General features: G+C 69.7%; 20 protein-coding genes. 11 read left to right on the forward strand and 9 right to left on the reverse strand.

Annotated elements, in window-relative coordinates:
- Positions 1 to 150 precede the first annotated feature (150 nt).
- Positions 151 to 990: an MBL fold metallo-hydrolase gene (locus tag AB0D12_RS07310; RefSeq protein ID WP_362677945.1), complete on the forward strand. Its 840-nt coding sequence runs from the start codon at positions 151 to 153 to the stop codon at positions 988 to 990.
- 161 nt (positions 991 to 1,151) lie between these two features.
- Complete coding sequence (locus tag AB0D12_RS07315; protein ID WP_362677947.1) at positions 1,152 to 2,036, forward strand: prohibitin family protein; 885 nt, start codon at positions 1,152 to 1,154, stop codon at positions 2,034 to 2,036.
- Between the two features lie 117 nt (positions 2,037 to 2,153).
- Here AB0D12_RS07315 and AB0D12_RS07320 read toward each other — a convergent pair whose 3' ends face one another.
- A complete protein-coding gene (locus tag AB0D12_RS07320; protein WP_326651593.1) occupies positions 2,154 to 2,828 on the reverse strand; it encodes a Crp/Fnr family transcriptional regulator in 675 nt (224 codons plus the stop codon).
- A gap of 293 nt (positions 2,829 to 3,121) precedes the next feature.
- Between AB0D12_RS07320 and nth the strand changes: the two genes are divergently transcribed.
- The 3 genes from nth to AB0D12_RS07335 all read left to right on the forward strand — a co-directional run bounded on the left by nth (position 3,122) and on the right by AB0D12_RS07335 (position 6,087).
- Complete coding sequence (gene nth / locus AB0D12_RS07325; RefSeq protein WP_362677949.1) at positions 3,122 to 3,940, forward strand: endonuclease III; 819 nt, start codon at positions 3,122 to 3,124, stop codon at positions 3,938 to 3,940.
- A 79-nt stretch (positions 3,941 to 4,019) separates the two neighbouring features.
- Entirely contained in the window at positions 4,020 to 4,826 is an 807-nt protein-coding gene (locus AB0D12_RS07330; protein ID WP_362677951.1) for a CoA pyrophosphatase, read from the forward strand.
- A gap of 61 nt (positions 4,827 to 4,887) precedes the next feature.
- Positions 4,888 to 6,087 (forward strand): MarP family serine protease, encoded by a 1,200-nt coding sequence (locus tag AB0D12_RS07335; RefSeq protein ID WP_362677953.1) that lies wholly within the window; start codon positions 4,888 to 4,890, stop codon positions 6,085 to 6,087.
- Positions 6,088 to 6,126: 39 nt separating this feature from the next.
- On the opposite strand, the gene AB0D12_RS07340 is transcribed toward AB0D12_RS07335, so the two are convergent.
- From AB0D12_RS07340 to AB0D12_RS07365, 6 genes are all read right to left on the reverse strand, one after another.
- Positions 6,127 to 6,315 carry a hypothetical protein gene (locus AB0D12_RS07340; RefSeq protein WP_362677955.1) on the reverse strand — a complete coding sequence of 63 codons (189 nt, stop codon included), beginning with the start codon at positions 6,313 to 6,315 and terminating at the stop codon, positions 6,127 to 6,129.
- A 230-nt stretch (positions 6,316 to 6,545) separates the two neighbouring features.
- Positions 6,546 to 7,493, reverse strand: a complete 948-nt coding sequence (locus tag AB0D12_RS07345; protein WP_362677957.1) for an alpha/beta hydrolase — start codon at positions 7,491 to 7,493, stop codon at positions 6,546 to 6,548.
- A 125-nt stretch (positions 7,494 to 7,618) separates the two neighbouring features.
- A complete protein-coding gene (locus tag AB0D12_RS07350) occupies positions 7,619 to 8,068 on the reverse strand; it encodes a phage holin family protein (protein WP_362677959.1) in 450 nt (149 codons plus the stop codon).
- 216 nt (positions 8,069 to 8,284) lie between these two features.
- Positions 8,285 to 9,685, reverse strand: a complete 1,401-nt coding sequence (gene nhaA / locus AB0D12_RS07355) for a Na+/H+ antiporter NhaA (RefSeq protein WP_362677961.1) — start codon at positions 9,683 to 9,685, stop codon at positions 8,285 to 8,287.
- Positions 9,686 to 10,014: 329 nt separating this feature from the next.
- Entirely contained in the window at positions 10,015 to 11,970 is a 1,956-nt protein-coding gene (acs, locus tag AB0D12_RS07360) for an acetate--CoA ligase (RefSeq protein ID WP_362677963.1), read from the reverse strand.
- Between the two features lie 266 nt (positions 11,971 to 12,236).
- Entirely contained in the window at positions 12,237 to 14,633 is a 2,397-nt protein-coding gene (locus AB0D12_RS07365) for a SulP family inorganic anion transporter (RefSeq protein WP_362677965.1), read from the reverse strand.
- A gap of 291 nt (positions 14,634 to 14,924) precedes the next feature.
- Here AB0D12_RS07365 and AB0D12_RS07370 point away from each other — a divergent pair, with 291 nt between their 5' ends.
- The gene (locus AB0D12_RS07370) at positions 14,925 to 16,193 is read left to right on the forward strand and encodes a hypothetical protein (RefSeq protein ID WP_362677967.1); all 1,269 of its coding nucleotides are present in this window, start codon (positions 14,925 to 14,927) and stop codon (positions 16,191 to 16,193) included.
- A 48-nt stretch (positions 16,194 to 16,241) separates the two neighbouring features.
- On the opposite strand, the gene AB0D12_RS07375 is transcribed toward AB0D12_RS07370, so the two are convergent.
- Entirely contained in the window at positions 16,242 to 17,228 is a 987-nt protein-coding gene (locus AB0D12_RS07375; RefSeq protein ID WP_362677968.1) for an ATP-binding protein, read from the reverse strand.
- Positions 17,229 to 17,330: 102 nt separating this feature from the next.
- Between AB0D12_RS07375 and AB0D12_RS07380 the strand changes: the two genes are divergently transcribed.
- Positions 17,331 to 18,161: an oxidoreductase gene (locus tag AB0D12_RS07380; RefSeq protein WP_362677970.1), complete on the forward strand. Its 831-nt coding sequence runs from the start codon at positions 17,331 to 17,333 to the stop codon at positions 18,159 to 18,161.
- A gap of 334 nt (positions 18,162 to 18,495) precedes the next feature.
- On the opposite strand, the gene AB0D12_RS07385 is transcribed toward AB0D12_RS07380, so the two are convergent.
- Positions 18,496 to 19,347, reverse strand: a complete 852-nt coding sequence (locus AB0D12_RS07385) for an HAD-IB family hydrolase (RefSeq protein WP_362677972.1) — start codon at positions 19,345 to 19,347, stop codon at positions 18,496 to 18,498.
- Between the two features lie 480 nt (positions 19,348 to 19,827).
- On the opposite strand from AB0D12_RS07385, the gene ssd reads away from it, so the two are divergent.
- The 4 genes from ssd to AB0D12_RS07405 are packed head-to-tail and all read left to right on the forward strand — an operon-like array spanning position 19,828 to position 23,691.
- Positions 19,828 to 20,931: a septum site-determining protein Ssd gene (gene ssd / locus AB0D12_RS07390; RefSeq protein WP_362677974.1), complete on the forward strand. Its 1,104-nt coding sequence runs from the start codon at positions 19,828 to 19,830 to the stop codon at positions 20,929 to 20,931.
- Positions 20,928 to 22,076 (forward strand): TadA family conjugal transfer-associated ATPase, encoded by a 1,149-nt coding sequence (locus AB0D12_RS07395; protein WP_362677976.1) that lies wholly within the window; start codon positions 20,928 to 20,930, stop codon positions 22,074 to 22,076. The genes ssd and AB0D12_RS07395 overlap by 4 nt, the downstream gene beginning before the upstream one ends.
- A complete protein-coding gene (locus tag AB0D12_RS07400) occupies positions 22,076 to 22,924 on the forward strand; it encodes a type II secretion system F family protein (RefSeq protein ID WP_362677977.1) in 849 nt (282 codons plus the stop codon). Before AB0D12_RS07395 ends, AB0D12_RS07400 begins: the two co-directional genes overlap by 1 nt.
- On the forward strand, positions 22,921 to 23,691 hold the full coding sequence (locus tag AB0D12_RS07405) for a type II secretion system F family protein (protein WP_362677978.1): 771 nt from the start codon (positions 22,921 to 22,923) through the stop codon (positions 23,689 to 23,691). The genes AB0D12_RS07400 and AB0D12_RS07405 overlap by 4 nt, the downstream gene beginning before the upstream one ends.
- Positions 23,692 to 23,704 lie beyond the last annotated feature (13 nt).

Genomic DNA, 23,704 nt, shown 5'->3' on the forward strand with positions numbered 1-23,704 from the left:
TTCGCAGTGCCACGCACCGCGCCGCCCCGCTTCGCAGTGCCACGCACCGCGCCGCCCCGCTTCGCACCGCCACGCACCGCCCCGCCCCGCTTCGCACCGCCCCGCCGCGGAGCCGCTCGCCGTAACCGCCAGCCACTCCGGAGGTGCCCGATGACCGACGCCGCTTCGCTGCCCGGGCAGCCCCGTGGTGGTGTGCTCTCCGGTCCCGCCACCGTCCGTGCCGTCAATGTCCTCGCGCCCAACGCCTCCGCGATGACACTGGACGGCACCAACACCTGGATCGTCTCCGAGCCCGACTCCGAACTCGCCGTCGTCATCGACCCCGGGCCCCTCGACGACATACACCTCCAGGCCGTCATCGCCACCGCCGAGAAAGCGGGCAAGCGGGTCGCCCTGACGCTCCTCACCCACGGCCATCCCGACCACGCCGAGGGCGCCGCGCGCTTCGCCGAGTTGACGCGTACGCACGTCCGCGCCCTCGACCCGGCGCTGCGGCTCGGTGGCGAAGGGCTCGCCGCCGGGGACGTGATCACCACCGGCGGGCTCGAGATGCGGGTCGTCCCCACGCCCGGCCACACCTCCGACTCGCTCTGCTTCCACCTCCCCGCGGACCGGGCGGTGCTGACCGGTGACACGGTCCTCGGGCGCGGCACGACTCTTGTCGCGCACCCGGACGGGAGGCTTGGCGACTACCTCGACTCCCTCCGCCGGCTGCGCTCACTCACGGTCGACGACGGCGTGCATACGGTGCTGCCGGGCCACGGCCCCGTACTCGACGACGCCCAGGGCGCGGTCGAGTTCTATCTGGCGCACCGCGCGCATCGCCTCGCCCAGGTGGAGACGGCCGTCGAGAACGGCCACCTCACCGCGGCCGAGGTGGTCGCGCATGTCTACGCGGACGTGGACAGGTCGCTCTGGCCGGCCGCCGAGCTGTCGGTGCGGGCACAGCTGGAGTATCTGCGCGAGCACGGCCTGATCGAACAGGGCTAGGAGGACGGGGCCAGGAGGACGGGGCTAGGAGAGCAGGACTAGAGCAGCCCGAGCGACCCCTCACGCTCGATGAATTGACCCATGCTTTACGCTCCGCTTACTTCTGGCATCCGCTACTTCCGGGGCCTGCGCTGCCGGGCCCCGTCCCTGGGGGGACCACCGTGTTTGTCCTGTTCATCGTGCTCACCATCGCCGCGGCCGTGATGTATTTCGTCGCCCGTGGCGGCGAGCGCCGCGGCCTCAAGCTGGCTGCCCTCGGCGCGCTGATAGCCGGCCTGTTCGCCGGCGTCTCCAGCTGCGTGCACATCGTCAGCGCCTACGAGGTCGGCGTCCCGGTCACCTTCGGCAGGGTCGGCACGCCCATGACCCCGGGGATGAACTTCACGTCGCCGTTCACCGACGTCACCACGTTCTCCACCCGCCCGGTGGACCTCAACCTCTCCGACAAGGACGTGGTCGAGGTGCGCTCCTCCCAGGGCGGTGTGATGTACGTGGAGATCACCGTGAAGTGGGCGGTGACCCCGGCCAAGGCCATCGAGCTCTACAAGCTCGCCGGCAGCGAGGGCGCCATCCAGCAGCGGCTGGTCTTCCCGGACAGCCGGGAGATCATTCGCAATGTCTTCGCCCGCCACACCAGCGAGGAGGGTTACACCTCAGCCCGCGAGAAGATCAACAGCGAGATCGGCGATCTGATCAAGGAGCGCCTCGCCCCGCGCGGTATCGACGTCACCACCGTCAACCTGCGCAATGTGAAGCCGTCCGACCGGCTGCAGGACCAGATCGACCGCAAGATCCAGCAGCAGCAGGCCACCGAGCGGGCGACCGAGGCGGCGCGCACGGCGAAGGCGGACGCCGAGCGGCGCAGGATCGAGGCCGAGGGCATCGCCAAGGCCAACAAGATCCTGAACGACTCGCTCAGCGACAAGGTCCTGACGAACCAGTGCATCGAGGCGTTCAAGGAGGCGGCCGCGAAGCACCCGGTGTACGCCGTGCCGTGCGGTGGCGGCTCGGGGAACCCGCTGATCGTGGACGGCACCAAGAACTGACATCTCACGTACGTACGAGCGCAGGTACGAGAAGGGCCGCCCCGGAGTCGACCGGGGCGGCCCTTGCCGTATGTCTGGTGACCAGCGCGTGCCTGGTGACCGGCGCGTGTTCAGTGACTAGCGCGAGCGCTTCGCGAGGCGCTCGACGTCCAGCAGGATCACCGCACGCGCCTCCAGCCGCAGCCAGCCGCGCTGCGCGAAGTCCGCGAGCGCCTTGTTCACGGTCTCGCGGGAGGCGCCGACCAGCTGGGCCAGCTCTTCCTGCGTCAGATCGTGCACGACGTGGATGCCCTCTTCCGACTGCACACCGAAGCGGCGCGACAGGTCGAGGAGCGCGCGGGCCACGCGGCCCGGGACGTCGGAGAAGACCAGGTCGGACATCTGGTCGTTGGTCTTGCGCAGTCGGCGGGCGACGGCGCGCAGCAGAGCCGTGGCCACCTCGGGCCTGACGTTCAGCCAGGGCTGCAGATCGCCGTGGCCCAGGCCGAGGAGCTTGACCTCGGTCAGCGCGGTGGCGGTCGCGGTACGCGGACCCGGGTCGAAGAGGGACAGCTCACCGATCAGCTCGCCCGGGCCGAGGACGGCGAGCATGTTCTCGCGGCCATCGGGGGACGTGCGGTGGAGCTTGACCTTGCCTTCGGTGACCACGTAGAGGCGGTCGCCGGGGTCGCCCTCGTGGAAGAGCGCATCGCTACGGGCGAGCGTCACTTCACTCATCGAGGCGCGGAGCTCCGCGGCCTGCTCGTCATCGAGCGCCGCGAAGAGCGGGGCGCGCCGCAGAACGTCGTCCACGAGTTCTCTCCTTGTCGACCTGCTCAGGGACCGTGGCCCCATGATGCCGGACCGCGCGGTGCTAGTCCGGAGGCAACCCCCGGACCCCCGGCAAGTAAATATTCGTGCGATCAATCACAACAAGTTTGACGCACTGCAGTGCCTGTTCGTGCGGCGGGGGCCCGATTGGGTCCTGATTGCTGGTGACCGCGGCGGATGTCAGTGGGGCCCCTTAGGCTGGCCGGGTGTCCAATTCGCCGGTGAGAGTGCAGGCCAAGGGGGCTGGAAGAGTGTCCGGAAAGCAGAATTCCGCTGTGGGCGAACAGTCCTCGCCCAGCCCTGAGAAACCGAACAAAACGCCCAAACCGGAATCAAGATTGGGGATGGTCCGTCGCGCACGCCGGATCAACCGGGAGCTCGCCGAGGTCTATCCGTACGCCCACCCGGAGCTGGACTTCGTCAATCCCTTTCAGCTGCTCGTCGCCACGGTCCTGTCCGCCCAGACGACCGACCTGAGGGTGAACCAGACCACGCCCGCACTCTTCGCGAAGTACCCCACGCCCGAGGACATGGCCGCCGCCGTGCCCGAGGAGCTGGAGGAGAGCATCCGCCCGACGGGCTTCTTCCGGGCCAAGGCGAAAGCTCTCATCGGCCTGTCCGCCGCCCTCCGGGACAACTTCGGCGGCGAGGTTCCGGGCCGGCTGAAGGATCTGGTGACGCTGCCCGGTGTCGGACGCAAGACGGCAAATGTGGTCCTGGGCAATGCGTTCGGTGTACCGGGTCTCACTGTCGACACACACTTCGGCCGCCTGGTGCGCCGCTGGAAGTGGACCGAGCAGGAGGACCCGGAGAAGGTCGAGGCGGAAATCGCCGCGATCTTCCCGAAGTCCGAGTGGACGATGCTCTCGCACCGGATCATCTTCCACGGCCGCCGTATCTGCCACGCCCGCAAGCCGGCCTGCGGCGCCTGTCCCATCGCGCACCTCTGCCCGTCGTACGGGGAGGGCGAGACGGACCCCGAGAAGGCGAAGAAGCTTCTCAAGTACGAGCTGGGTGGCCAGCCGGGCCAGCGGCTGAGCCCGCCCCCGGACTACCCGGGCAAGTCCGCGCCGCCCCTGGGGGCAGCCGGGTGACGCCACGGCCCGAGCCGCACGCCGGACGACTCACGGAACGATCCACGCGCCCCGAGGCGTTGTGCACGAGGGGATGCCGATGACGCGCGCGGGAGAAGAGACGTACGACAAGACGCAGGACAAGACGCAGGACAAGACGCAGAACGAGACGTACGGAAAGACCTACGACGAGAAGTCCGGCAAGACGTACGAGAAGAGCTACGACGGGCGATACGACGGCGATGTCGCCGTCACGACCGAAGGTCTGCCCGAATGGCTCGACCCCGTCGTGCGCGCCGCCCGCACCGTCGAGCCGGAACAGCTCAGCCGCTTTCTCCCGCCCGAGAGTGGCCGGGGCAGGCAGTCCGCCGTCCTGATCCTCCTGGGCGAGGGCTCCAACGGCCCCGAGCTGCTCCTCATGGAGCGCGCGGGCAGCCTCCGCTCGCACCCGGGGCAGCCCTCCTTCCCGGGCGGCGCCCTCGACCCGGAGGACGGCGACCCGGCCACCACGGGCCCGCTGCGCGCCGCGCTCCGCGAGGCCGAGGAGGAGACCGGCCTCGACCCGGCCGGTGTCCAGATCTTCGGCGTCCTGCCCAGGCTCTACATCCCGGTGAGCAGTTTCGTCGTCACGCCCGTATTGGGTTGGTGGCGCATCCCGAGTCCTGTCGGAGCTGTCGATCCCGCGGAGACCGCGAGGGTCTTCACGGTGCCCGTGGCGGATCTCACGGACCCGTCCAACCGCGCGACGGCCGTGCACCCGAGCGGTCACAGCGGGCCGGCGTTTATGGTCGAAGGGGCTCTGGTCTGGGGTTTCACCGCCGGTGTCATCGACCGGATCCTGCATTTCGCCGGATGGGAGAGACCATGGGACCGCGCCAAGCAGGTCCCCTTGGACTGGCGCTCATGAAAGTGTGACCCTCAGCCGCTCCAGCCGGACGGAGCGACGAACGACTGCGAGGCTATTGACGGTGAACGTGCTGGACATCCTGTTGCTGGTCGCCGCCGTGTGGTTCGCGATCGTCGGCTATCGCCAGGGTTTTGTCGTCGGCATCCTGTCGGTGATCGGTTTCCTCGGCGGCGGCCTCGTCGCGGTCTATCTGCTCCCCGTCATCTGGGGCCAGCTGACCAACGATTCCGATGTGTCGACGACGGCCGCGATCGTCGCCGTGGTGGTCGTGATCGTCTGTGCCTCGATAGGCCAGGCCTTCACCACCCACCTCGGCAACAGACTGCGCCGGTTCATCACGTGGTCGCCCGCCCGCGCGCTGGACGCGACCGGTGGCGCGCTGGTCAATGTGGTCGCGATGCTGCTGGTCGCCTGGCTGATCGGCTCCGCGCTGGCCGGCACGTCCCTGCCCACGCTCGGCAAGGAGGTCCGTAACTCCAAGGTGCTGCTCGGCGTCTCCAGGGTGATGCCCAGTCAGGCCAACACCTGGTTCACGGACTTCTCCTCCGTCCTCGCGCAGAACGGCTTCCCGCAGGTCTTCAGCCCGTTCGCCAACGAGCCCATCACCGAGGTCCAGGCCCCGGACCCGGCGCTCGCCGGCAGCCCGGTCGCCGCCCGCGCCCAGCGGTCCATCGTCAAGGTCGTCGGTACGGCTCCGAGCTGCGGCAAGGTCCTCGAAGGCAGCGGCTTTGTCTTCTCCGACCGCCGGGTGATGACCAACGCCCATGTCGTCGGCGGCGTCAACGAGCCGACCGTGCAGATCGGCGGCGAGGGCAAGCTGTACGACGCGAAGGTCGTCCTCTACGACTGGCAGCGCGACATTGCCGTACTGGACGTCCCCGACCTCAGGGCGCAGCCGCTCAGGTTCAGCGAGACGGACGCGCGCAGCGGCAACAGCGCGATCGTCGCGGGCTTCCCGGAGAACGGCTCGTACGACGTCCGCTCGGCCCGTGTCCGCGGCCGGATCAATGCCAACGGCCCCGACATCTACCGCCGCGGCACCGTGCGCCGCGATGTCTACTCGCTCTTCACGACGGTCCGTCAGGGCAACTCCGGCGGCCCGCTGCTCACACCGGACGGCAGGGTGTACGGCGTCATCTTCGCCAGGTCACTGGACGACGCGGACACCGGTTACGCCCTGACGGCCGACGAGATCCGCGACGACATCACACGCGGCCTGACCGCCAACCAGCAGGTCGACAGTCAGGGATGTGCGCTGTAGCGGCGTTGTGCAGCGGCGGCGTGGAGGCGGAACCGGGCGTCAGCCGCGGGTATGCCGCAATCGCGCCGAGACCCAGCGGGCCCGGCGCCTCAGGATGTGGGGAATGCCGATCCCCTGCCCCGGATGCTCATGGCCCGCACCTTGAGAGCCACCCCTCTCGTGGGTGATCGGCCCAGCGGCCGAGCGGCGGTTGCGTGCTGCGTCACCGTAGTCGTGCGTCCAGCCCATGTATCGACGTGTGCCCGTGCGCCATGGTCGGTAACCGCGTCAGGGGCGGCCAATTGGCCTATGCGCCAGGCATTTGGCTGTGCGTAGTACAAGCGTTCCATTGGGTTTATGGGATGTCCCGGTCGGGGCCCAACGGCGGGCCCATCGGCGGGTCCAGCGTTCGAGCCGGGCGTTCGGGCCACCTGCCGGGCCGGGCGTTGGGGTCCGCCGTTCGAGCCCAGGGTTCGGGTCTACCGGTCCGGCTCCGGGTCCTTCAGCCAGTTGATGAGTTCCGTCGAGAACGCCACCGGATCCTCCTCATGGGGGAAGTGGCCCAGGCCGTCGAACAGCCGCCAGCGGTACGGCGCTTCCACGTACTCGCCCGACCCCGCCGCGCTGCGCGTCCGCATCGCCGGGTCCAAGGAGCCGTGCAGATGCAGCGTCGGCACCCGCACCGGACGCTTCATCCGGCGGTTGAACTGGATACCGTCCGGCCGAGCCATCGACCGCACCATCCACCGGTACGGCTCGATCGAGCAGTGCGCCGTCGACGGGATGCTCATCGCCCGCCGGTAGACCCCGACCGCACCCTCGTCCGGCAGCTGCGGCCCGGACCAGTCCTGGATCAGCTTGCCCACCAAGGCCGCGTCGTCCGCGACGAGCTGACGCTCCGGAAGCCACGGCCGCTGGAAGCCCCAGATATACGAACCCGCGCGGCTCTGTGAGAAGTCGGAGAGCATCGCCGAGCGCCACCGCCGCGGATGCGGCATCGAGGAGACCGCGAGCCGGCGCACCAGCTTCGGCCGCATCACCGCCGCGGTCCACGCCAGATACCCACCCAGGTCATGCCCGACCAGCGCCGCGTCCGGCTCGCCCAGCGAGCGCACCACGCCCGTGATGTCGAGCGCGAGGTTCGCGGGGTCGTAGCCCCGCGGCGTACGGTCGCTGCCGCCCACGCCCCGCAGATCCATCGCCACCGCCCGGAACCCCGCGTCGGCGAGCGCGGTCAGCTGATGCCGCCACGTCCACCAGAACTGCGGAAAGCCGTGGAGCAGCAGCACCAGCGGCCCGTCGCCCATCTCGGCGATGTGGAAGCGCGCACCGTTGGCCGCCACGTCGCGGTGGGTCCAGGGACCTTCGATGCGTACGGGGCTGCCAGTGCTGCCGAAGCCGCCGGGGTTGGTATCAGGGGCCGTCATGCAGACGAGCGTGCCACACCTGGACACCCGGCGTTTGCCAGGGCGGCCCGGATACGGAACAAGCCCGGCCCCGGCCGCCGACGCCGCCGGTGCTCACCGACTCCTCGGACCCGCCGGGCGCTGGCTCAGACGGAGACCTTGTTCTGCGCCGCCCGGGGGTGCGGCTTGACGCTCTGCAGTACGGCCGCCGTCTGCTTGGCCGAAGCGATGGACTTCTCCGGCGGCTTGACCTTCTTGAACTTGGTCACGGCGAGCAGCGCCGCCAGCGCCGCCAGCACCAGGAACGCCCCGCCCACGATCAGGAACGACCAGGCGAGGCCAAGACCCAGATTGTGGATCCCGTACGCCGCGGCAAAGCTCAGCACCGGCAGCGAGAAGAGCGCGAACACTCCCGCGACGCTGATGGCCGCTCCGCCGATCGCGCCACGCCTGACGTCCTGTCGCAGTTCCGCCTTGGCCAGGGCGATCTCGTCGTGCACAAGCGCGGACATCTCGGCGGTCGCCGAGGCGACCAACTGGCCGAGACTGCGGTCGGCGCCGACGGCGTTCGCCGCGCTGTTGCCGGGGTCGCTCATCGCTGACTCCCTCTCCATCATCTACGGATCCGATGTCAGATCATGCCGGACTGCCGAGCATTGTGCCCCGCCAGGGGTCTTGTGGGGCTGCCCGCTTCGCACGTGCCGCCGGGAGGCGAACGTTGGTCGTTGCTTCGTCCGCTGATACGCATTCGGGACGCGCGGCCAATCGGGCAGGGCTCGGGCAGGGCTCCGAGGCGGCCCAGGCGAGTCAGATCACGCAGGACTGTCGACTCCGTCGCGCGACGCCCCCGCCAGCTCTGCCTTGCGACGGTGCTCCGCTGCCTTCTCCTCGTAGATCGCCGCCATCCGCAGGTGGTACTCGGGATTGTCCTGCTCGTAGATGTCGGGGATGCCGTCCTGGTCCTCGTCGCGCTCCTCGTCCTCGCACAGCGCCCGGTACTTGCGCACCCGCAGCTTGAGCAGAATCCCGGACAGTACGGCGGCGATCAGCGAGCCCATCAGGACCGCGGCCTTGACCTCGTCGGTCAGCGCCGCGTCGCCGGCGAAGGCGAGTTCGCCGATGAGGAGGGAGACGGTGAAGCCGATGCCGGCGAGTGAGGCGACGGCGAGGACGTCCGGCCAGGCGAGGTCGTCATTGAGCTCGGCCCTGGTGAAGCGTGCCGCCAGCCAGGTGCCGCCGAAGACGCCGACGGTCTTGCCCACCACCAGACCGAGGGCGACGCCAAGGGTCTCGGGTTTGGTGAAGACATCGGTGAGCGAGCTGCCGGAGACTGTGACACCCGCCGCGAAGAGCGCGAACAGCGGTACGGCGAGGCCCGCGGAAACGGGCCGTACGAGGTGCTCGATGTGCTCGCCGGGGGAGTGCTCCTCGCCGTCCCGCTTGGTGCAGCGCAGCATCAGGCCCATCGCGACACCTGCGATGGTGGAGTGGACGCCGCTGTTGTACATCAGCCCCCAGATGACCAGCGCCAGCGGCACGTATATGTACCAGCCGCGCACGCCTTTGCGCAGCAGCAGCCAGAACACGGCGAGCCCGATCACGGCCCCGCCGAGCGCGGCGAAGTTCAGGTCGTCGGTGAAGAAGACCGCGATGATCAGGATCGCGAAGAGGTCGTCGACGACGGCGAGGGTCAGCAGGAACGCGCGCAGCGCTGACGGCAGCGAGGTGCCGATGACCGCGAGTACGGCGAGCGCGAAGGCGATGTCGGTGGCGGTCGGGACGGCCCAGCCGTCGGTGGATCCGCCGCCGATGACGGCGGTGAGGGTGTAGACGAGTGCGGGCACCACCATGCCGCAGATCGCCGCGATCACGGGGAGGGCGGCCGCCTTGGGATCGCGCAGCTCACCGGCGACCAGCTCGCGCTTGAGCTCGATGCCCGCGACGAAGAAGAAGATGGCGAGCAGCCCGTCGGCGGCCCAGTGCTGGACCGAGAGGTCGAGGCCGAGGGCGGCCGGGCCCATATGGAAGCTGCGTACGGATTCGTAGCTGTCGCTCAGCGGGGTGTTCGCCCAGATCAGCGCGGCGATCGTGGCTATCAGGAGGAGTACGCCACCGACGGTCTCGGCGCGCAGCGCGTCCGCCACGTATGTCCGCTCGGGCAGCGAAAGACGTCCGAGGAACTTGCGGTTGGTGGGGGTGGGCGGCGCGGCCACGTCGTGGGACCTCCGGTCGGGTAGGCAGGGCGGAACACATGCCGACCAGACTTCCCGGCGCACCTAGTTTCTTGTCGCGCCATTGACGCGGTCATTAGTTTACCTAAGAGCGCAAGGGTGTATCCGGTGATCCTCACTTTAGGTGCATAAGGGGTGCGTGGCGCGATGCCGCCGGGCCGCCGGGTGCGTGTGCCTGCGGCGCGAACCGCCGCCTCGGGGCGCCGGGTCGAGCTCCAACCCGTGCCGCAACCCATAGGGCGCCAACCCGTCCATGGCGAAGGGGTCCGGCCGCCGCGCGGCGGCCGGACCCCTTCCCCCAACGCCGGGTCTCAGTCCTCGCTGGCCGCGCTCGGCAGCTTCGACTGGATCAGGTCCATCACCGACGAGTCCGTGAGCGTGGTGACATCGCCCAGCTGACGATTCTCGGCAACATCACGCAGCAGCCGGCGCATGATCTTGCCGGAGCGCGTCTTCGGCAGCTCCGCAACCGGCAGCACCCGCTTCGGCTTGGCGATCGGGCCGAGCGTCGCGCCCACGTGGTTGCGCAGGTCGTTCACGAGGTTCTCGTCCTCGCTCGCCGTACCGCGCAGGATCACGAAGGCAACGATCGCCTGACCGGTCGTCTCGTCCGTCGCGCCCACGACCGCCGCCTCGGCGATCTTCGGGTGCGAGACCAGGGCCGACTCCACCTCGGTGGTCGAGATGTTGTGGCCGGACACCAGCATCACGTCGTCGACCCGGCCCAGCAGCCAGATATCGCCGTCGTCGTCCTTCTTGGCGCCGTCGCCCGCGAAGTACTTGCCCTCGAAGCGCGACCAGTACGTGTCGATGAAGCGCTGGTCGTCGCCCCAGATGGTGCGCAGCATCGCCGGCCACGGCTCGGTGAGGACGAGATAGCCGCCGCCACCGTTGGGCACCTCGTTCGCCTCGTCGTCCACGACGGTCGCCGAGATCCCGGGCAGCGCGCGCTGCGCGGATCCGGGCTTGGTCTCGGTGACACCGGGCATCGGCGAGATCATCATCGCGCCGGTCTCGGTCTGCCACCAGGTGTCGACGATCGGGGTCTTGCCGGCGCCGATGTGCTCCCGGTACCACATCCACGCCTCGGGGTTGATGGGCTCACCGACCGACCCGAGGATCCGCAGACTGCTCAGGTCGAACTTGGCGGGGATGTCGTCTCCCCACTTCATGAACGTACGGATCGCGGTCGGCGCCGTGTAGAGGATCGTGACGCCGTACTTCTGAATGATCTCCCAGAAGCGGCCCTGGTGCGGGGTGTCGGGCGTGCCCTCGTACATCACCTGGGTCGCGCCGTTGGCCAGCGGGCCGTACACGATGTACGAGTGGCCGGTCACCCAGCCGATGTCGGCGGTGCACCAGAAGACGTCCGTCTCCGGCTTGAGGTCGAAGACGGCGTGGTGGGTGTAGGCCGCCTGGGTGAGATAGCCGCCGGAGGTGTGCAGGATGCCCTTCGGCTTACCCGTCGTGCCGGAGGTGTAGAGGATGAAGAGCGGGTGCTCCGCGTCGAAGGCCTCCGGGGTGTGCTCGGCGGACTGGCGGGCGACGATGTCGTGCCACCACACGTCGCGGCCCTCGGTGATCGCTGTGTCCTGGCCGGTACGCCGTACCACCAGGACATGCTCGACCTGCGGGCACTTGGCGACGGCCTCGTCGATCGCGGGCTTGAGCGCACTCGGCTTGCCGCGGCGGTAGCCGCCGTCCGCGGTGATGACCAGCTTGGCGTCGGCGTCCTGGATACGGGAGGCGACGGCCTCGGCCGAGAAGCCGCCGAAGACCACCGAGTGGGCGGCGCCGATACGGGCGCAGGCCAGCATCGCCACAACGGCTTCGGGGATCATCGGGAGGTAGACGGCGACCCGGTCGCCCTTGACGACTCCCAACTCGGTGAGGGCGTTCGCGGCGCGCGAGACCTCGTCCTTGAGCTCGGCGTAGGTGATGGCTCGGCTGTCGCCGGGCTCACCCTCGAAGTGGAGGGCGACACGGTCGCCGTTGCCCGCTTCGACATGGCGGTCCACGCAGTTGTACGCGACGTTGAGCTTGCCGTCGGCAAACCACTTCGCGAACGGCGGGTTGGTCCAGTCGAGGGTCTCGGTCGGTTCGGTGGCCCAGGTGAGCCGGCGCGCCTGCTCGGCCCAGAAGCCAAGCCTGTCCGCCTCGGCCTGCTCATACGCCTCCGCCGTCACGTTGGCGTTCGCGGCCAGCTCGGTCGGCGGCGCGAACCGCCGCTCCTCCTTGAGCAGGTTGGCCAGGCTTTCGTTGCTCACGACATCTCCCTTTCCCAGGGCGTCCTATGTGCCTATGTGTCCCAGGCCATAGCTCATCAGCCGACGGGCCGGGACACAAGAGCCTGCCGGAAATTGGTTTAGACCTATAGGTGGCCCCTCCTCCCCGGGCGGCGGGAAAGAGGGGCCATACGTTCTCACGGTCAGGAAGGGTGAGCGGTTCAGGCACGTGGTTTCAGGGCGTGTGGTTTCAGGCGCGTGGTTTCAGGGCGCGTGGCTTTGAGGGCGCCTGGTTTCCGGGAGGCGGTTCAGGCGCGCGACTTCTGGAGGACCGAGGGGGTGGGGGCGACTCGGTCGAAGACCTCGTCGATCTCATGCCCGTCGCTGCTCGCGAGCAGATACGCCTGGGCCTCGCCGACATGGAAGTACATGCCGTGCAGCTCCAGCGTGCCCTCGGCGAGCCGCCTGGCCACCGCCTCATGGGCGCGCAGATGCTCCAACTGCTGGACCACATTGGTCAGACACAGCTGCTCGACAGCGTCGGTCGGCAGTCGCCCGGAGATCCTGGCCCAGGAACGGTGTCGGCTCTTCATCCGCTCCAGACTCGGCAGCCCGTGGCGCAGCCAGCGCCGCAGCGGGGTCTGGGCGCCCCCGGGCGGAGCGTTCAGCAGGGCCTGCATCGCCCCGCACCCGGAGTGCCCGCAGATGGTGATCGAGTCCACCTCCAGCACATCGACGGCGTACTCGATCGCGGCCGCCACCGAGTCGTCGCTGCTCTCCGCGCCGGGGAGGGGCACCAGATTGCCCACATTCCGTACGGTGAACAGATCGCCCGGACCGCTGGCCGTGATCATGCTGGTGACCAGGCGGGAGTCGGCGCAGGTGAGGAAGAGCTGCGAGGGCCGCTGCCCCTCGCGGGCCAGCCGCGCCAGCTCGTCTCGCACCAGTGGAGCGGTGTTGCGCTGGAACGAGCTGAGCCCGTTGGCCAGTTGATGCGGCTTGGCGCGTGGCGGGCGCTCGTCGCAGTGGTGGTTGCGCCAGGGCGTCCAGGGGCGGCAGCAGCCGTGTGTTTCGGAGGCGGGCTCGCTGATCCGGCCCCCCGCCCGGCCGGTGAACTCCACCGTCCCGCCCTGCGCGACATGCGAGATCTGCCAGTCGTGCAGCGCTTCGTACGCGGCATGGTCCATGAACGACCCGTCCAGCTCGATGACGCAGTCGGCCTCCTGGGGGATCTGGCTCAGCATCCGGCTCAGCCGAGGCACGGCGAGGAACGTCAACTGACCGCGCGCCCGCATCCGGTGGACCCCCTCCTGCTCGGCGGAAGTGATCCGGGTCCTGGTCAGTCGGTGCAGCGCGACGGCGACCGCCACCGCGATCCCGATCGCCACGCCTTCCAGTACGCCGGTGACGACGACCGAGGCCAGCGTCACCGTGTACACCAGCATTTCGCGGTTCCGCTTCACGCTGCGCAGATGCGTGATGCTGACCATCTGGACGCCCACGACCATCACCAGCGCGGCGAGGGCCGCCAGCGGGATCAGATCGAGCACGGGCACCAGCAGCAGCGCGGCGACCGCGATCCACATGCCGTGCAGCATGGTGGCGTTACGGCTCACAGCGCCCGCGGACACATTCGCGGCGCTGCGTACGGCGACCCCGGTGACGGGCAGCCCGCCGAGTGCGCCGGAGACGACATTCGCCGCTCCCTGCCCGGCCAGCTCGCGGTCGAGATGAGCGCGCGGAATGCGAACGGCCGGCTCCTTGCGGGCGGCCACCAGCTTGTCGACGGCGACCGCCGAGAGCAGTGACTCCACGCTGCCCACCAAGGTGATGGTGAGCACGGCGGCGAGTATGCCCAGCACCGGACCCTCGGGCAGCTGGGGCAGGGCGTGGCTGCTCCAGGACGGCAGATCGACGCGCGTCAGGTTCAGCCCGGCGAGCGTGGCGAAGACGGTCGCGCCCGCCACCGCGGCGAGCGCGGCCGGGAGCTTTCGTACGATCCGGCCCGTACGCCCCGGAATCCGTGGCCACAGCAGCAGTACGGCGACGGTCAGGATGCTGGCCGAGAGTGCGGCCGGGTGGAGGCCGGCCAACTGGGCGGGAAGAGCACGGATGTTGTCGACCGCCGAGCTCTGCGGGGTGCTGCCGAGAACGATATGGAGTTGGGCGAGGGCGATCGTGACGCCGATGCCGGCCAGCATGCCGTGCACGATCGCCGGGCTGACGGCGAGGGCCGAACGGGTCACCCGCAGGGCGGACAGCCCGAGTTGGGCGAGTCCGGCGAGAACGGTTATGGCGCAGGTGGTGCGCCAGCCGTACCGCTGGATCAGATCGGCGGTGACGACGGTCAGTCCGGCCGCGGGGCCGCTGACTTGCAGCGGTGACCCGCCGAGCCGGCCGACGACGATGCCGCCGACGGCGGCGGCCACCAGCCCGGCCTGGAGTGGTGCGCCGGTGGCGAGTGCGATGCCGAGGGAGAGCGGCAGCGCGATCAGAAAGACGGAGATCGAGGCGGAGAAGTCGGCGCCCGCGATACGGAATCGACGGCCACCGCCATTGCCACCGTCGGGTGACGGCGGACTGTGCGGGCGCTGGAAGCGCGAGGCGAGAAACGTGCGCGACTTCGTACGGGACTTGGTACGGGACTTGTTGTGCTTGGTCTTGGGCGAAGGGTCGTCGGTGCGAGTGGGGACGCAGGAAGGCATGGTTCCCGTCTCCTCCGGGGCAGCGCGGTCGCGGAATGGGGGACGCGGCCGTGGGTCACGGCGTGCAGCGGCGGGATATTCAACTCTCGGTAAATGGATCGTAATGCAGAGTAAAGAGTCTGGCATTAATTTCAGGGCAAATAGGGCAGTCTTTCACCCGATCCAGTGATTAATGATTTGAACGCGGCTCGTCGCGCTTCCCTCTCACCACCGCGATGCGAGTTTGTCGGCGCCGTAAGTAGGTCGTCGTACAGGCATATAGGCATACGGCCCAGGAAAGAGGGTGGGCGGATGAAGGCCGCTACGAAGAGGATCGCTGTCGCCGCAGTCGCAACGGCGCTGGTCGCGGGGCTCGCCGGCTGTTCCGGTACGGAGGCCCCGTCCGCCCGCAAGCAGGGCGCCCCCCGGGCGAACCACGGCGCCCCCGGATCAAAGCACGGCGCTGCGGGCCCCCAGAGTGCGGTACGTCTCATCGGCGACGGCTCGACGGCGTTCACCGGAGCTCAGCCCGGTCTGATGAAGCCACAGCGTCTGAAGCCCGGTCAGGCGCCACCGCAGTTCGTGGTGTTCTCCTGGGACGGGGCCAGCGAGGACAGTCAGAAGCTCTTCTCGCACTTCCGCAAGGTCGGCAGGAAGTACGACGCGACGATGACCTACTTTCTCAGCGGCGTCTATCTGCTCCCCGAGGCGAAGGCGAACCTCTACGACCCGCCCCAGCACTCGGCCGGAAGCTCCGAAATCGGCTTCAATGACATCCAGGGCATCAGGGACACCGTGCGTGAGCTGCGCGGCGCCTGGCAGGAGGGCAATGAGGTGGGTACCCACTTCAACGGCCACTTCTGCGGCAAGGACGGCGGCGTCGGCAACTGGTCCGTCGACGAGTGGAAGAGCGAGATCAGTCAGGCCAAGTCCTTTGTGGAGAACTGGCGGACGAACGCCGGCCTGGAGACCGAGCAGCCGCTGCCCTTCGACTACGAGAAGGAGCTCATCGGCGCCCGCACGCCCTGCCTCGAGGGCCGCCCGAACTTTCTCCGTGCCGCGAGCGAGTTGGGCTTCCGCTATGACACCAGCGGCGTCAATGACCAGATCTGGCCCAAGAAGGAACTGGGCCTGTGGGACCTGTCGATGCAGCTGGTCCCGGTACCGGGCCGCGCCTTCGAGACGCTCTCCATGGACTACAACTTCATGGTCAATCAGTCGGGGACGGTCAATGGCGACCCGGCGGAGCGCGAGTACTGGGGCAACCAGATGCGCGACGGCCTGGTGCAGGCCTTCAACCGCGCGTACAAGGGCAATCGCGCCCCGCTGATCATCGGCAACCACTTCGAACCCTGGAACGGCGGCACGTATATGCGCGCCGTCGAGGAGACGATCGCGACGGTCTGTGTGAAGCGCGATGTGAAGTGCGTGTCCTTCCGGCAGCTCGCCGACTGGCTGGACGCGCAGGACCCGGCGGTCCTCCAGAAGATGCACGGCCTGGAGGTCGGACAGGCCCCGCCGGGCGGCTGGCCGGGCTTCCTCGCCGCCCAGCCCGCGGCGAAGCGGGCTGAGCAGCACTGACATCCGCCACACGCCCGGGGAGTATGCCGGTCCTGGGGTGCGGTTTCCTCAGCTGGGCTGAGGTACTGCCGAATGCTCGCCGAGCACGAAGCCGGGGTCGACCTGCGCCGCCAGGTTGGCGCCGGTCTTCGCGTTCCCCCAGCTCTCCGCGTTCTTCAGGTGGAAGTGCACCATCTGGCGCGTGTAGCGCTCCCAGTCGCGGTTCTCGTACGAGTCCTCCGCGGCGTTCTGCAGGGCCTGCAGCGACATGCGGTTCTCCGCCTCCAGCAGCTCGAAGCGCGGCGGCCGGCCCTTCTCCATCGCCCTGACCCAGTCGGAGTGCCCGACCGTGACGAGCAGGTCGTCGCCCACCTCCTCGCGCAGGAAGTCCATGTCGTCCCGGCCGTGCACCTTGTTGCCGACGACCTTCAGTGCGACGCCGAAGTCCCGTGCGTACTCCTTGTACTGGCGATAGACGGAGACGCCCTTGCGAGTCGGCTCGGCCACCAGGAACGTCATGTCGAAACGCGTGAACATCCCGGAGGCGAAGGAGTCCGAGCCCGCGGTCATGTCGACGACCACATACTCATCCGGGCCGTCGACCAGATGGTTGAGGCAGAGCTCGACCGCTCCGACCTTGGAGTGGTAGCAGGACACCCCCAGATCGGACTCGGTGAAGGGGCCCGTGGCCATCAGCCGGATGTCCCCGTCGTCGAGGCGGACGGTGCGGGCACAGGCCTCGTATACCGGGTTGTCCTCATTGACGCGCAGCAGCCGCGAGCCCTCGCCCGGCGGCGTGGTCTTGATCATCGTCTCGGCGGAGGCGACCCGGGGGTTGGAGCCACGCAGGTAGTCCTTGATGAGCGGCAGATGCGCTCCCATCGCGGGCAGCGCGGCGGTCTCCGCCTCGTCGAGACCGAGCGCGGCCCCCAGGTGCTGGTTGATGTCGGCGTCCACCGCGACGACGGGGGCTTCATTGGCGGCCAGGTGGCGAATGAAGAGCGAGGACAGCGTGGTCTTGCCGCTGCCGCCCTTCCCTACGAAAGCGATCTTCATGTTCACCTAGGGTAGCGGCATGTGCACACGGTGTGGTCGAGGTGCGTGAACAAGACCACTCCAAGGTGGGACGCGCCCCGCGGGCGCGTAGCCTCGCTACCTATGAGTACGAATGCCTCGTCGGTCGACCCTCTCGCCACTCTCGGCTCCCTGCCGGGCGTCGCCGACTCCGTGGACTCCGTACGCAAAGCCGTCGACCGCGTCTACGGGCACCGGGTCATGCGGCGCCGCAGTAATGAGGTCACCTCGGAGGCGGCACTGCGCGGAGCGCGCGGTTCCGCCGCGCTGTCCGGAGCGGACTGGGCCCTGGAGGAAGTACGCAGGCGCACCGACTTCGGCGTCGAGGCCGAGGCGCGTACGGTCGGCGCGGCGCTGCGGTTGACCGCCGAGGCCGGTCAACTGCTCTCGATCTGGCAGCAGTCGCCGCTCCGGGTGCTGGCCCGGCTGCATCTGGTCGCGGCAGGCGGCGCCGGTGACGACGAGACGGTGGGCCGTCCGCGCCTGGCGGGCGAGGCGGTCGACGAGCCGCTGATCGAGGCGCCGCTGCCGGACGCGAGCGAGGTGGCCGGCCGGCTGGACGGCCTGGCGGAGCTCATCATCGTGGGAAGTTCCGCGCCGGCGTTGGTGACGGCCGCCGTGGTGCACGGCGAGCTGCTGGCACTGCGCCCCTTCGGCTCGTACAACGGCCTGGTCGCGCGGGCGGCCGAGCGCATTGTGCTGATCGGCAGCGGACTCGACCCCAAGTCGATCTGTCCGGCGGAGGTCGGCCACGCGGAGCAGGGACGGGCGGCGTACGTCGCGGCCTTCGAGGGCTATCGGTCCGGAACGCCGGAGGGAATGGCTGCCTGGATCGCGCACTGCGGGCGTGCGGTCGAGCTGGGAGTCCGGGAGTCGACGGCGGTGTGCGAGGCGCTGCAGCGCGGCGCTGCCTGAACTGCCTCTGAAAAAGCCCCTGAACAGGGTTGCGGCGGTACCAATGGGTGGTACCGCCGCTGGCACGTCCGCCGAGTTACCATGCGTCCTCGAATATTTGCCCATCAGGTCGGGAACTTCTGCCCGTCACCTGGTGCGGCTGGCCCGTAATCGACGGGTCGACGTCGCGTGGGTGCTCAGTTTTCATGCTTCGGTCCGTGGGCCTTCATGCGTTAAAGGTGATCCTTTCGGATGTCCTTGGTCTCGCGGGCCGTTAAGTCCTTTCTACTCCTGCTCGCGGTGAAGCGGAACCCCTGGCCGCGCATCTTTACTTTTAGGTTCAAATACGGGCGAATTAATATACGGCGGTGGTCTGTGCGGCTGCGGTGCGCCGACGGCTGGCGTACCAGACCAGGCCGGCCGTGGCGGCGGCCGCACCCACCGCGGCCGCCGCGACCAGAGCGGGGCGCGGCGGCATGGAGAACGCGGGCAGCCGCTGCTTCAGTTGCACCGGGCGATTGAAGACGAGAATCGGCCAGCCGCGCGCGGTCGCCTCGCGGCGCAGTGCGCGGTCCGGATTTACGGCGTACGGATGGCCGACAGACGCCAGCATCGGGACATCGGTGGCCGAGTCGCTGTATGCATAACAGCGGGTCAGGTCGTATCCCTCGGACGCGGCCAGCTCCTTGACCGCTTCCGCTTTGGTCGGCCCGTACGCGTAGTACTCCACTTCGCCCGTGAAGCAGCCGTCGTCGCCGACCACCATGCGGGTGGCCACCACCCGGTCTGCGCCGAGGAGCTCGCCGATCGGCTCGACGACCTCCGCGCCGGACGTGGAGACGATGACGACGTCGCGGCCGGCCGTGTGGTGCTCCTCGATGAGCGACGCGGCCTCGTCGTAGATGATCGGGTCGATCAGGTCATGGAGGGTCTCGGCGACGATCTCCTTGACCTGCTGGACGTTCCAGCCCTTGCAGAGCGCGGAGAGGTACTGGCGCATCCGCTCCATCTGGTCGTGATCGGCGCCGCCCGCGAGAAAAACGAACTGGGCATAGGCGGTGCGTAGTACGGCGCGCCGGTTGATCAGCCCGCCTTGGTAGAAGGACTTGCTGAAGGTCAGAGTCGATGACTTCGCAATGACCGTCTTGTCCAGGTCAAAGAAGGCAGCTGCGCGAGGCAAGGAGTGGTTTTCCACGAGCCTGAGCATAGGTGCCCGCCATTCGGCGTACGCTCGGGCGCGTGGGTTTGCCTGAGAAGGCTCTCGGGTACACCATGGAAGTCACGGATCGTTCGCGACCGTGCTAACCCGGTCCGACTCCTCCCCCCCCGAGTCGGCCGGAGAGACGACCCCCGCTCTCCCCCCCGGCGGGGGTCGTCGCATGTCCGGACGCGTTTCGTCCGCCTTCTGCGATCGACTCCGATCATTCCTCCCCTTCGCGGGCCGTGTCCGCTGCCGGGTTCCGCATACCCCGACTCGTCACTGAGCGTAGCGGTTGCGCTGCTCTCCGAGAGTCACCGGTATGGGCTACGGGGATATTCACAAGTGGCTAGTTGTCCACAGTTTTTCAGCAAGATCCACACGATTTTCCGGTGCGCTGCACGGTGATTCCACCCGCGTAGTTCGCGGACCGAAGGAATCGCAGATCTCGCCTTCACGTGAGATCGAAGTAAGAGGGGCGTGGAGATCGTGGCTGGATCTATCACATCGCAACGGCCGCCGGTGGCCGAAGGGCGCCGGGACGGGCCGCTGATCGTCACTGAAGACCTGGAACTGCTCGACGATCTGCTGCGGCTGTGCGCCGCGGCCGGGGCCGAGCCTGACGTCCACCATTCGGTGCCGGAGCGACGGGGAAGCTGGGAGGGAGCGCCGCTGGTCCTGGTCGGCGACGACGCGGCCGCGCGCTGCCGTGGAGCGACCCGCAGACGCGGTGTGCTGCTCGTCGGGCACGACCAGGACGACCCGGACGTCTGGCGGCGGGCGGTCGAGATCGGGGCGGACTGCGTGCTGCGGCTGCCCGATGCGGAGAGCTGGCTCGTCGACCGGATCGCCGATGTGGTCGAAGGGGTCGGGCGGCAGGCGCTGACCGTCGGAGTGATCGGCGGACGGGGCGGCGCCGGTGCATCGACGCTGGCCTGCGCGCTCGCGGTGACCGCGGCCCGGGACGGCCGTCGCACCATGCTCGTCGACGGCGACCCGCTGGGCGGAGGGCTCGACGTGCTGCTCGGCGGAGAGCAAGCGGACGGCAGACGATGGCCGGATTTCGCCGCTTCCAAGGGACGGGTCGCCGGCGGGGCACTCGAGGAGTCGCTGCCCGAGCTGCACGCGCTGCGGGTGCTCAGCTGGGACCGCGGCGATTCGGTGGTGATTCCGCCGGAGGCGATGCGGTCGGTCCTGGCCGCGGCGCGCAGGCGCGGTGGGGTGGTGGTCGTGGATCTGCCGCGGCGGGTCGACGAAGGCGTGGCGGAGGCCCTGGCCCAGCTGGATCTCGGACTGCTGGTGGTGCCGGGCGAGCTACGAGCCGTCGCCGCGGCGAACCGGGTGGCGTCGACAGTGGGCATGGTGCTCCAGGACCTGCGGGCGGTCGTGCGCGGGCCGTACGCCGCCGGGCTGGACGAGCAGTGGGTGGCGGACGCCCTCGGGCTGCCGCTGGCGGGTGAACTGCCCGTGGAGGCAGGACTGTTGGCGGCGCAGGACGGGGGCGCTCCGCCGGGAGGCAGTGGGCGCGGGCCGCTGGCGAGGTTTTGTACGGCCTTCTGGGAGCGGGCGCTGGCCGGGGGCGGGGTCTCATGAGCGCCGGGCTGCTGGACGCGGTACGACAGCGGCTCGCGGAGAGCGGGGCCGAGCCGACGCCGGCCAGGGTGGCGGCCGCCCTGCGGGCACAGGGGCGGCTGCTGGGGGACGCCGAAGTGCTGGGCGGCACCCAGGAGTTGCGATGCGAGCTGGTGGGGACGGGGCCGCTGGAGCCGCTGCTGGCCGATCCGTCGGTGACGGACGTGCTGGTGTCCGCGCCCGACCGGGTGTGGGTGGACCGGGGCCGCGGGCTCGAGCTCACCGAGGTGACGTTCGCGGATGCGGCGTCGGTGCGCAGGCTGGCACAGCGGCTTGCGGCGGTTGCCGAGCGGCGACTGGATGACGCCAGGCCGTGGGTGGACGCCAGGCTGCCGGACGGCACACGGATGCATGCCGTGATCCCGCCGGTGGCGGTCGGCTCGACGTGTCTCTCGCTGCGGGTGGTGCGGCTCAGGGCGTTTTCGGTGGGCGAGCTGGTTACGGCGGGGACGGTGCCGCCGGGCGGGGACCGGGTGCTTCGGGCGCTGATCGAGGCCCGACTGTCCTTCCTCATCAGCGGTGGCACGGGATCAGGCAAGACAACCTTGCTCTCGAGCCTGCTGGGGCTGGTGGGGGAGCGCGAGCGGATCGTGCTGGCCGAGGACTCGGCGGAGCTCAGGCCGGACCACCCGCATGTGGTGCGGCTGGAGTCGCGTACGGCGAACCAGGAGGGCGCCGGCCGGGTGACGCTGCGGGATCTGGTGCGGCAGGCGTTGCGAATGCGGCCCGACCGGCTGGTGGTGGGGGAGGTGCGAGGAGCCGAGGTGACTGAGCTCCTGGCCGCTTTGAACACCGGTCACGAGGGCGGCTGCGGGACTGTGCACGCCAATGCGGCGGCGGATGTGCCGGCGCGGCTGGAGGCGCTGGGGACGGCCGCGGGGCTCGACCGGGCGGCGCTGCACAGCCAGTTGGCCGCGGCCCTCTCGGTGGTGGTCCATCTCGTACGGGACAGGGGCGGGCAGCGGCGGATCGCTGAGGTGCATGTGCTGGAGCGGGACCCGGCGGGGCTGGTGGTGACGGTGCCCGCGCTGCGGTGGGGCGCGGAGGCGTTCGCGTACGAGCGGGGCTGGGAGCGGCTGCGGTCCCTGATCGGGGGTTCGCTGTGATGGCGGGTGACCCGGTGTACGCGGCCACGGTGTGTGCTGGTGCGGCGGCGTGGCTGACGGTCGGCAGGGAGCAGGGGCCGCGGCGGGCGCGGCTGCTCCTCGCGGGCGGCGGGCCGGTGGAGTTGCCGCCGAGGTGGTCCTGGCAGCGGCTGCTGCCGGTGGTCCGGCTGCGGCGGGAGTGGCTGTGCCTGCCGGCGGCGCTGGTCATCGCGGTGCTGGGGAAGTCGGTGCTGCCGTTGGTCGCGGGAGCGGTGGCTGTGCCGCTCGTGAGGAGGCGGTTGCGGGCCCGGGAGCGGAGGCGGGAGCGGGAGCGGCGGGCTGAGGGCGTCATCGCGTTGTGCGGTGCGGTCGCGGGCGAGCTGCGGGCGGGGTTGCAGCCGGGGCAGGCGCTGCTGTTCGCCGCCAGATCCACCGGGGTGTTGGGCGCAGCGGAGGCCGCGGTGCTGGCGGCGGCGCGGTTCGGGGGCGATGTGCCTCAGGCGCTTCGGGAGGCGGCCAGGCAGCCGGGAGCGGACGGTCTTGCCGGGGTCGCGGCCTGCTGGCGGGTGGCCGTGGACAGCGGGGCGGGTCTGGCCGCTGGGCTCGACCGGCTGGAGGCGGCTCTGCGGGCCGAATGGGACCAGCGGCAGGAGCTGCGGGCCCAGTTGGCGGGTGCGTGGTCGACCGCCGTCCTGCTGGCGGTGCTTCCGTTGGTCGGCCTGGCGATGGGCTGGGCACTGGGCGCCGATCCCCTCGGGGTGCTGCTGCGCACCGCAGCGGGCCTGGTGTGCCTGGTGGTCGGCGGGCTGCTGGAGGCGGCCGGGTTCTGCTGGGCCATGCGGATCGTACGGGGCAGGGAGGAGACATGACCGGGGACGCCGTCCACAGGCTGGGGGCAGCGGTGTGGGTTCTGGCCGCAGCGGCCTGCCTGGGCTTGGTGGTCGCGGGACGACGGCGCGAGCGCAGAGTGCGCAGGCGGATCGAGGCGCTGCTGGCGGTGGAGTACGAACGACGGCGGTGGCGGCCCGACCGCGGCCTCTGGGCGAGGCGCTGGGTGGCTCCGCTGGGCGCAGTTATCACCGGCTATGTCCTGGTCGGCGGGGTGATCGGCGCCGTTGTCGGGCTCGCCGGGGCGTATGGCGTGTGGCGTTGGCAGCGGAGCCGTAAGCCTGCTGCGGACGCCGGGGACCGTGTGTCGGTTCGTCAACTACCGCTCGCCGCCGATCTGCTGGCGGCCTGCATCTCCGCAGGGGCTGGTCCGCGCGAGGCGGCGGAGGCGGTCGGGGAGTCGCTCGGCGGGCCGGTCGGCGAACGGCTGGCGCGGGCGGCCGCCGAACTGCGGCTCGGCGGGGAGCCGGCACAGGCGTGGGGTTGGTTCGGACAGATACCGGGCGCGGCGGCGCTGGCCCGCTGTCTGGAGCGGGCCGACTCGACCGGGGCACCGGCGGCGGAGCCCGTGTCCCGACTGGCCGAGCGCTTCCGGGCGGACCAGGCGCGGGCGGCCGCGGCGCAGGGCCGGAAGGCGCAGGTCCTGATCACCGCTCCGGTGGGGCTCTGCTTCCTGCCCGCCTTCCTGGCGGTCGGGGTGGCCCCGGTGGTGATCGGCCTGGCGGACGGATTGTTGAACGGCAACTGAACGAAATCTCTTG

Origin of the sequence: Streptomyces sp. NPDC048479 (assembly GCF_040651435.1) — a bacterium.
In the GTDB taxonomy this organism is placed as follows: Bacteria; Actinomycetota; Actinomycetes; order Streptomycetales; family Streptomycetaceae; genus Streptomyces.

Excerpts from the sequence above, each read along its gene's own strand:
- AB0D12_RS07375 (WP_362677968.1), bottom strand. The coding sequence starts at position 17,228 with ATGAAGATCGCTTTCGTAGGGAAGGGCGGCAGCGGCAAGACCACGCTG.
- AB0D12_RS07365 (WP_362677965.1), bottom strand. The coding sequence starts at position 14,633 with ATGCCTTCCTGCGTCCCCACTCGCACCGACGACCCTTCGCCCAAGACC.
- AB0D12_RS07400 (WP_362677977.1), top strand. The coding sequence starts at position 22,076 with ATGGCGGGTGACCCGGTGTACGCGGCCACGGTGTGTGCTGGTGCGGCG.
- AB0D12_RS07330 (WP_362677951.1), top strand. The coding sequence starts at position 4,020 with ATGACGCGCGCGGGAGAAGAGACGTACGACAAGACGCAGGACAAGACG.
- AB0D12_RS07370 (WP_362677967.1), top strand. The coding sequence starts at position 14,925 with ATGAAGGCCGCTACGAAGAGGATCGCTGTCGCCGCAGTCGCAACGGCG.
- AB0D12_RS07310 (WP_362677945.1), top strand. The coding sequence starts at position 151 with ATGACCGACGCCGCTTCGCTGCCCGGGCAGCCCCGTGGTGGTGTGCTC.
- AB0D12_RS07405 (WP_362677978.1), top strand. The coding sequence starts at position 22,921 with ATGACCGGGGACGCCGTCCACAGGCTGGGGGCAGCGGTGTGGGTTCTG.
- AB0D12_RS07385 (WP_362677972.1), bottom strand. The coding sequence starts at position 19,347 with ATGCTCAGGCTCGTGGAAAACCACTCCTTGCCTCGCGCAGCTGCCTTC.
- AB0D12_RS07380 (WP_362677970.1), top strand. The coding sequence starts at position 17,331 with ATGAGTACGAATGCCTCGTCGGTCGACCCTCTCGCCACTCTCGGCTCC.
- AB0D12_RS07340 (WP_362677955.1), bottom strand. The coding sequence starts at position 6,315 with ATGGGCTGGACGCACGACTACGGTGACGCAGCACGCAACCGCCGCTCG.
- AB0D12_RS07395 (WP_362677976.1), top strand. The coding sequence starts at position 20,928 with ATGAGCGCCGGGCTGCTGGACGCGGTACGACAGCGGCTCGCGGAGAGC.
- AB0D12_RS07345 (WP_362677957.1), bottom strand. The coding sequence starts at position 7,493 with ATGACGGCCCCTGATACCAACCCCGGCGGCTTCGGCAGCACTGGCAGC.
- AB0D12_RS07350 (WP_362677959.1), bottom strand. The coding sequence starts at position 8,068 with ATGAGCGACCCCGGCAACAGCGCGGCGAACGCCGTCGGCGCCGACCGC.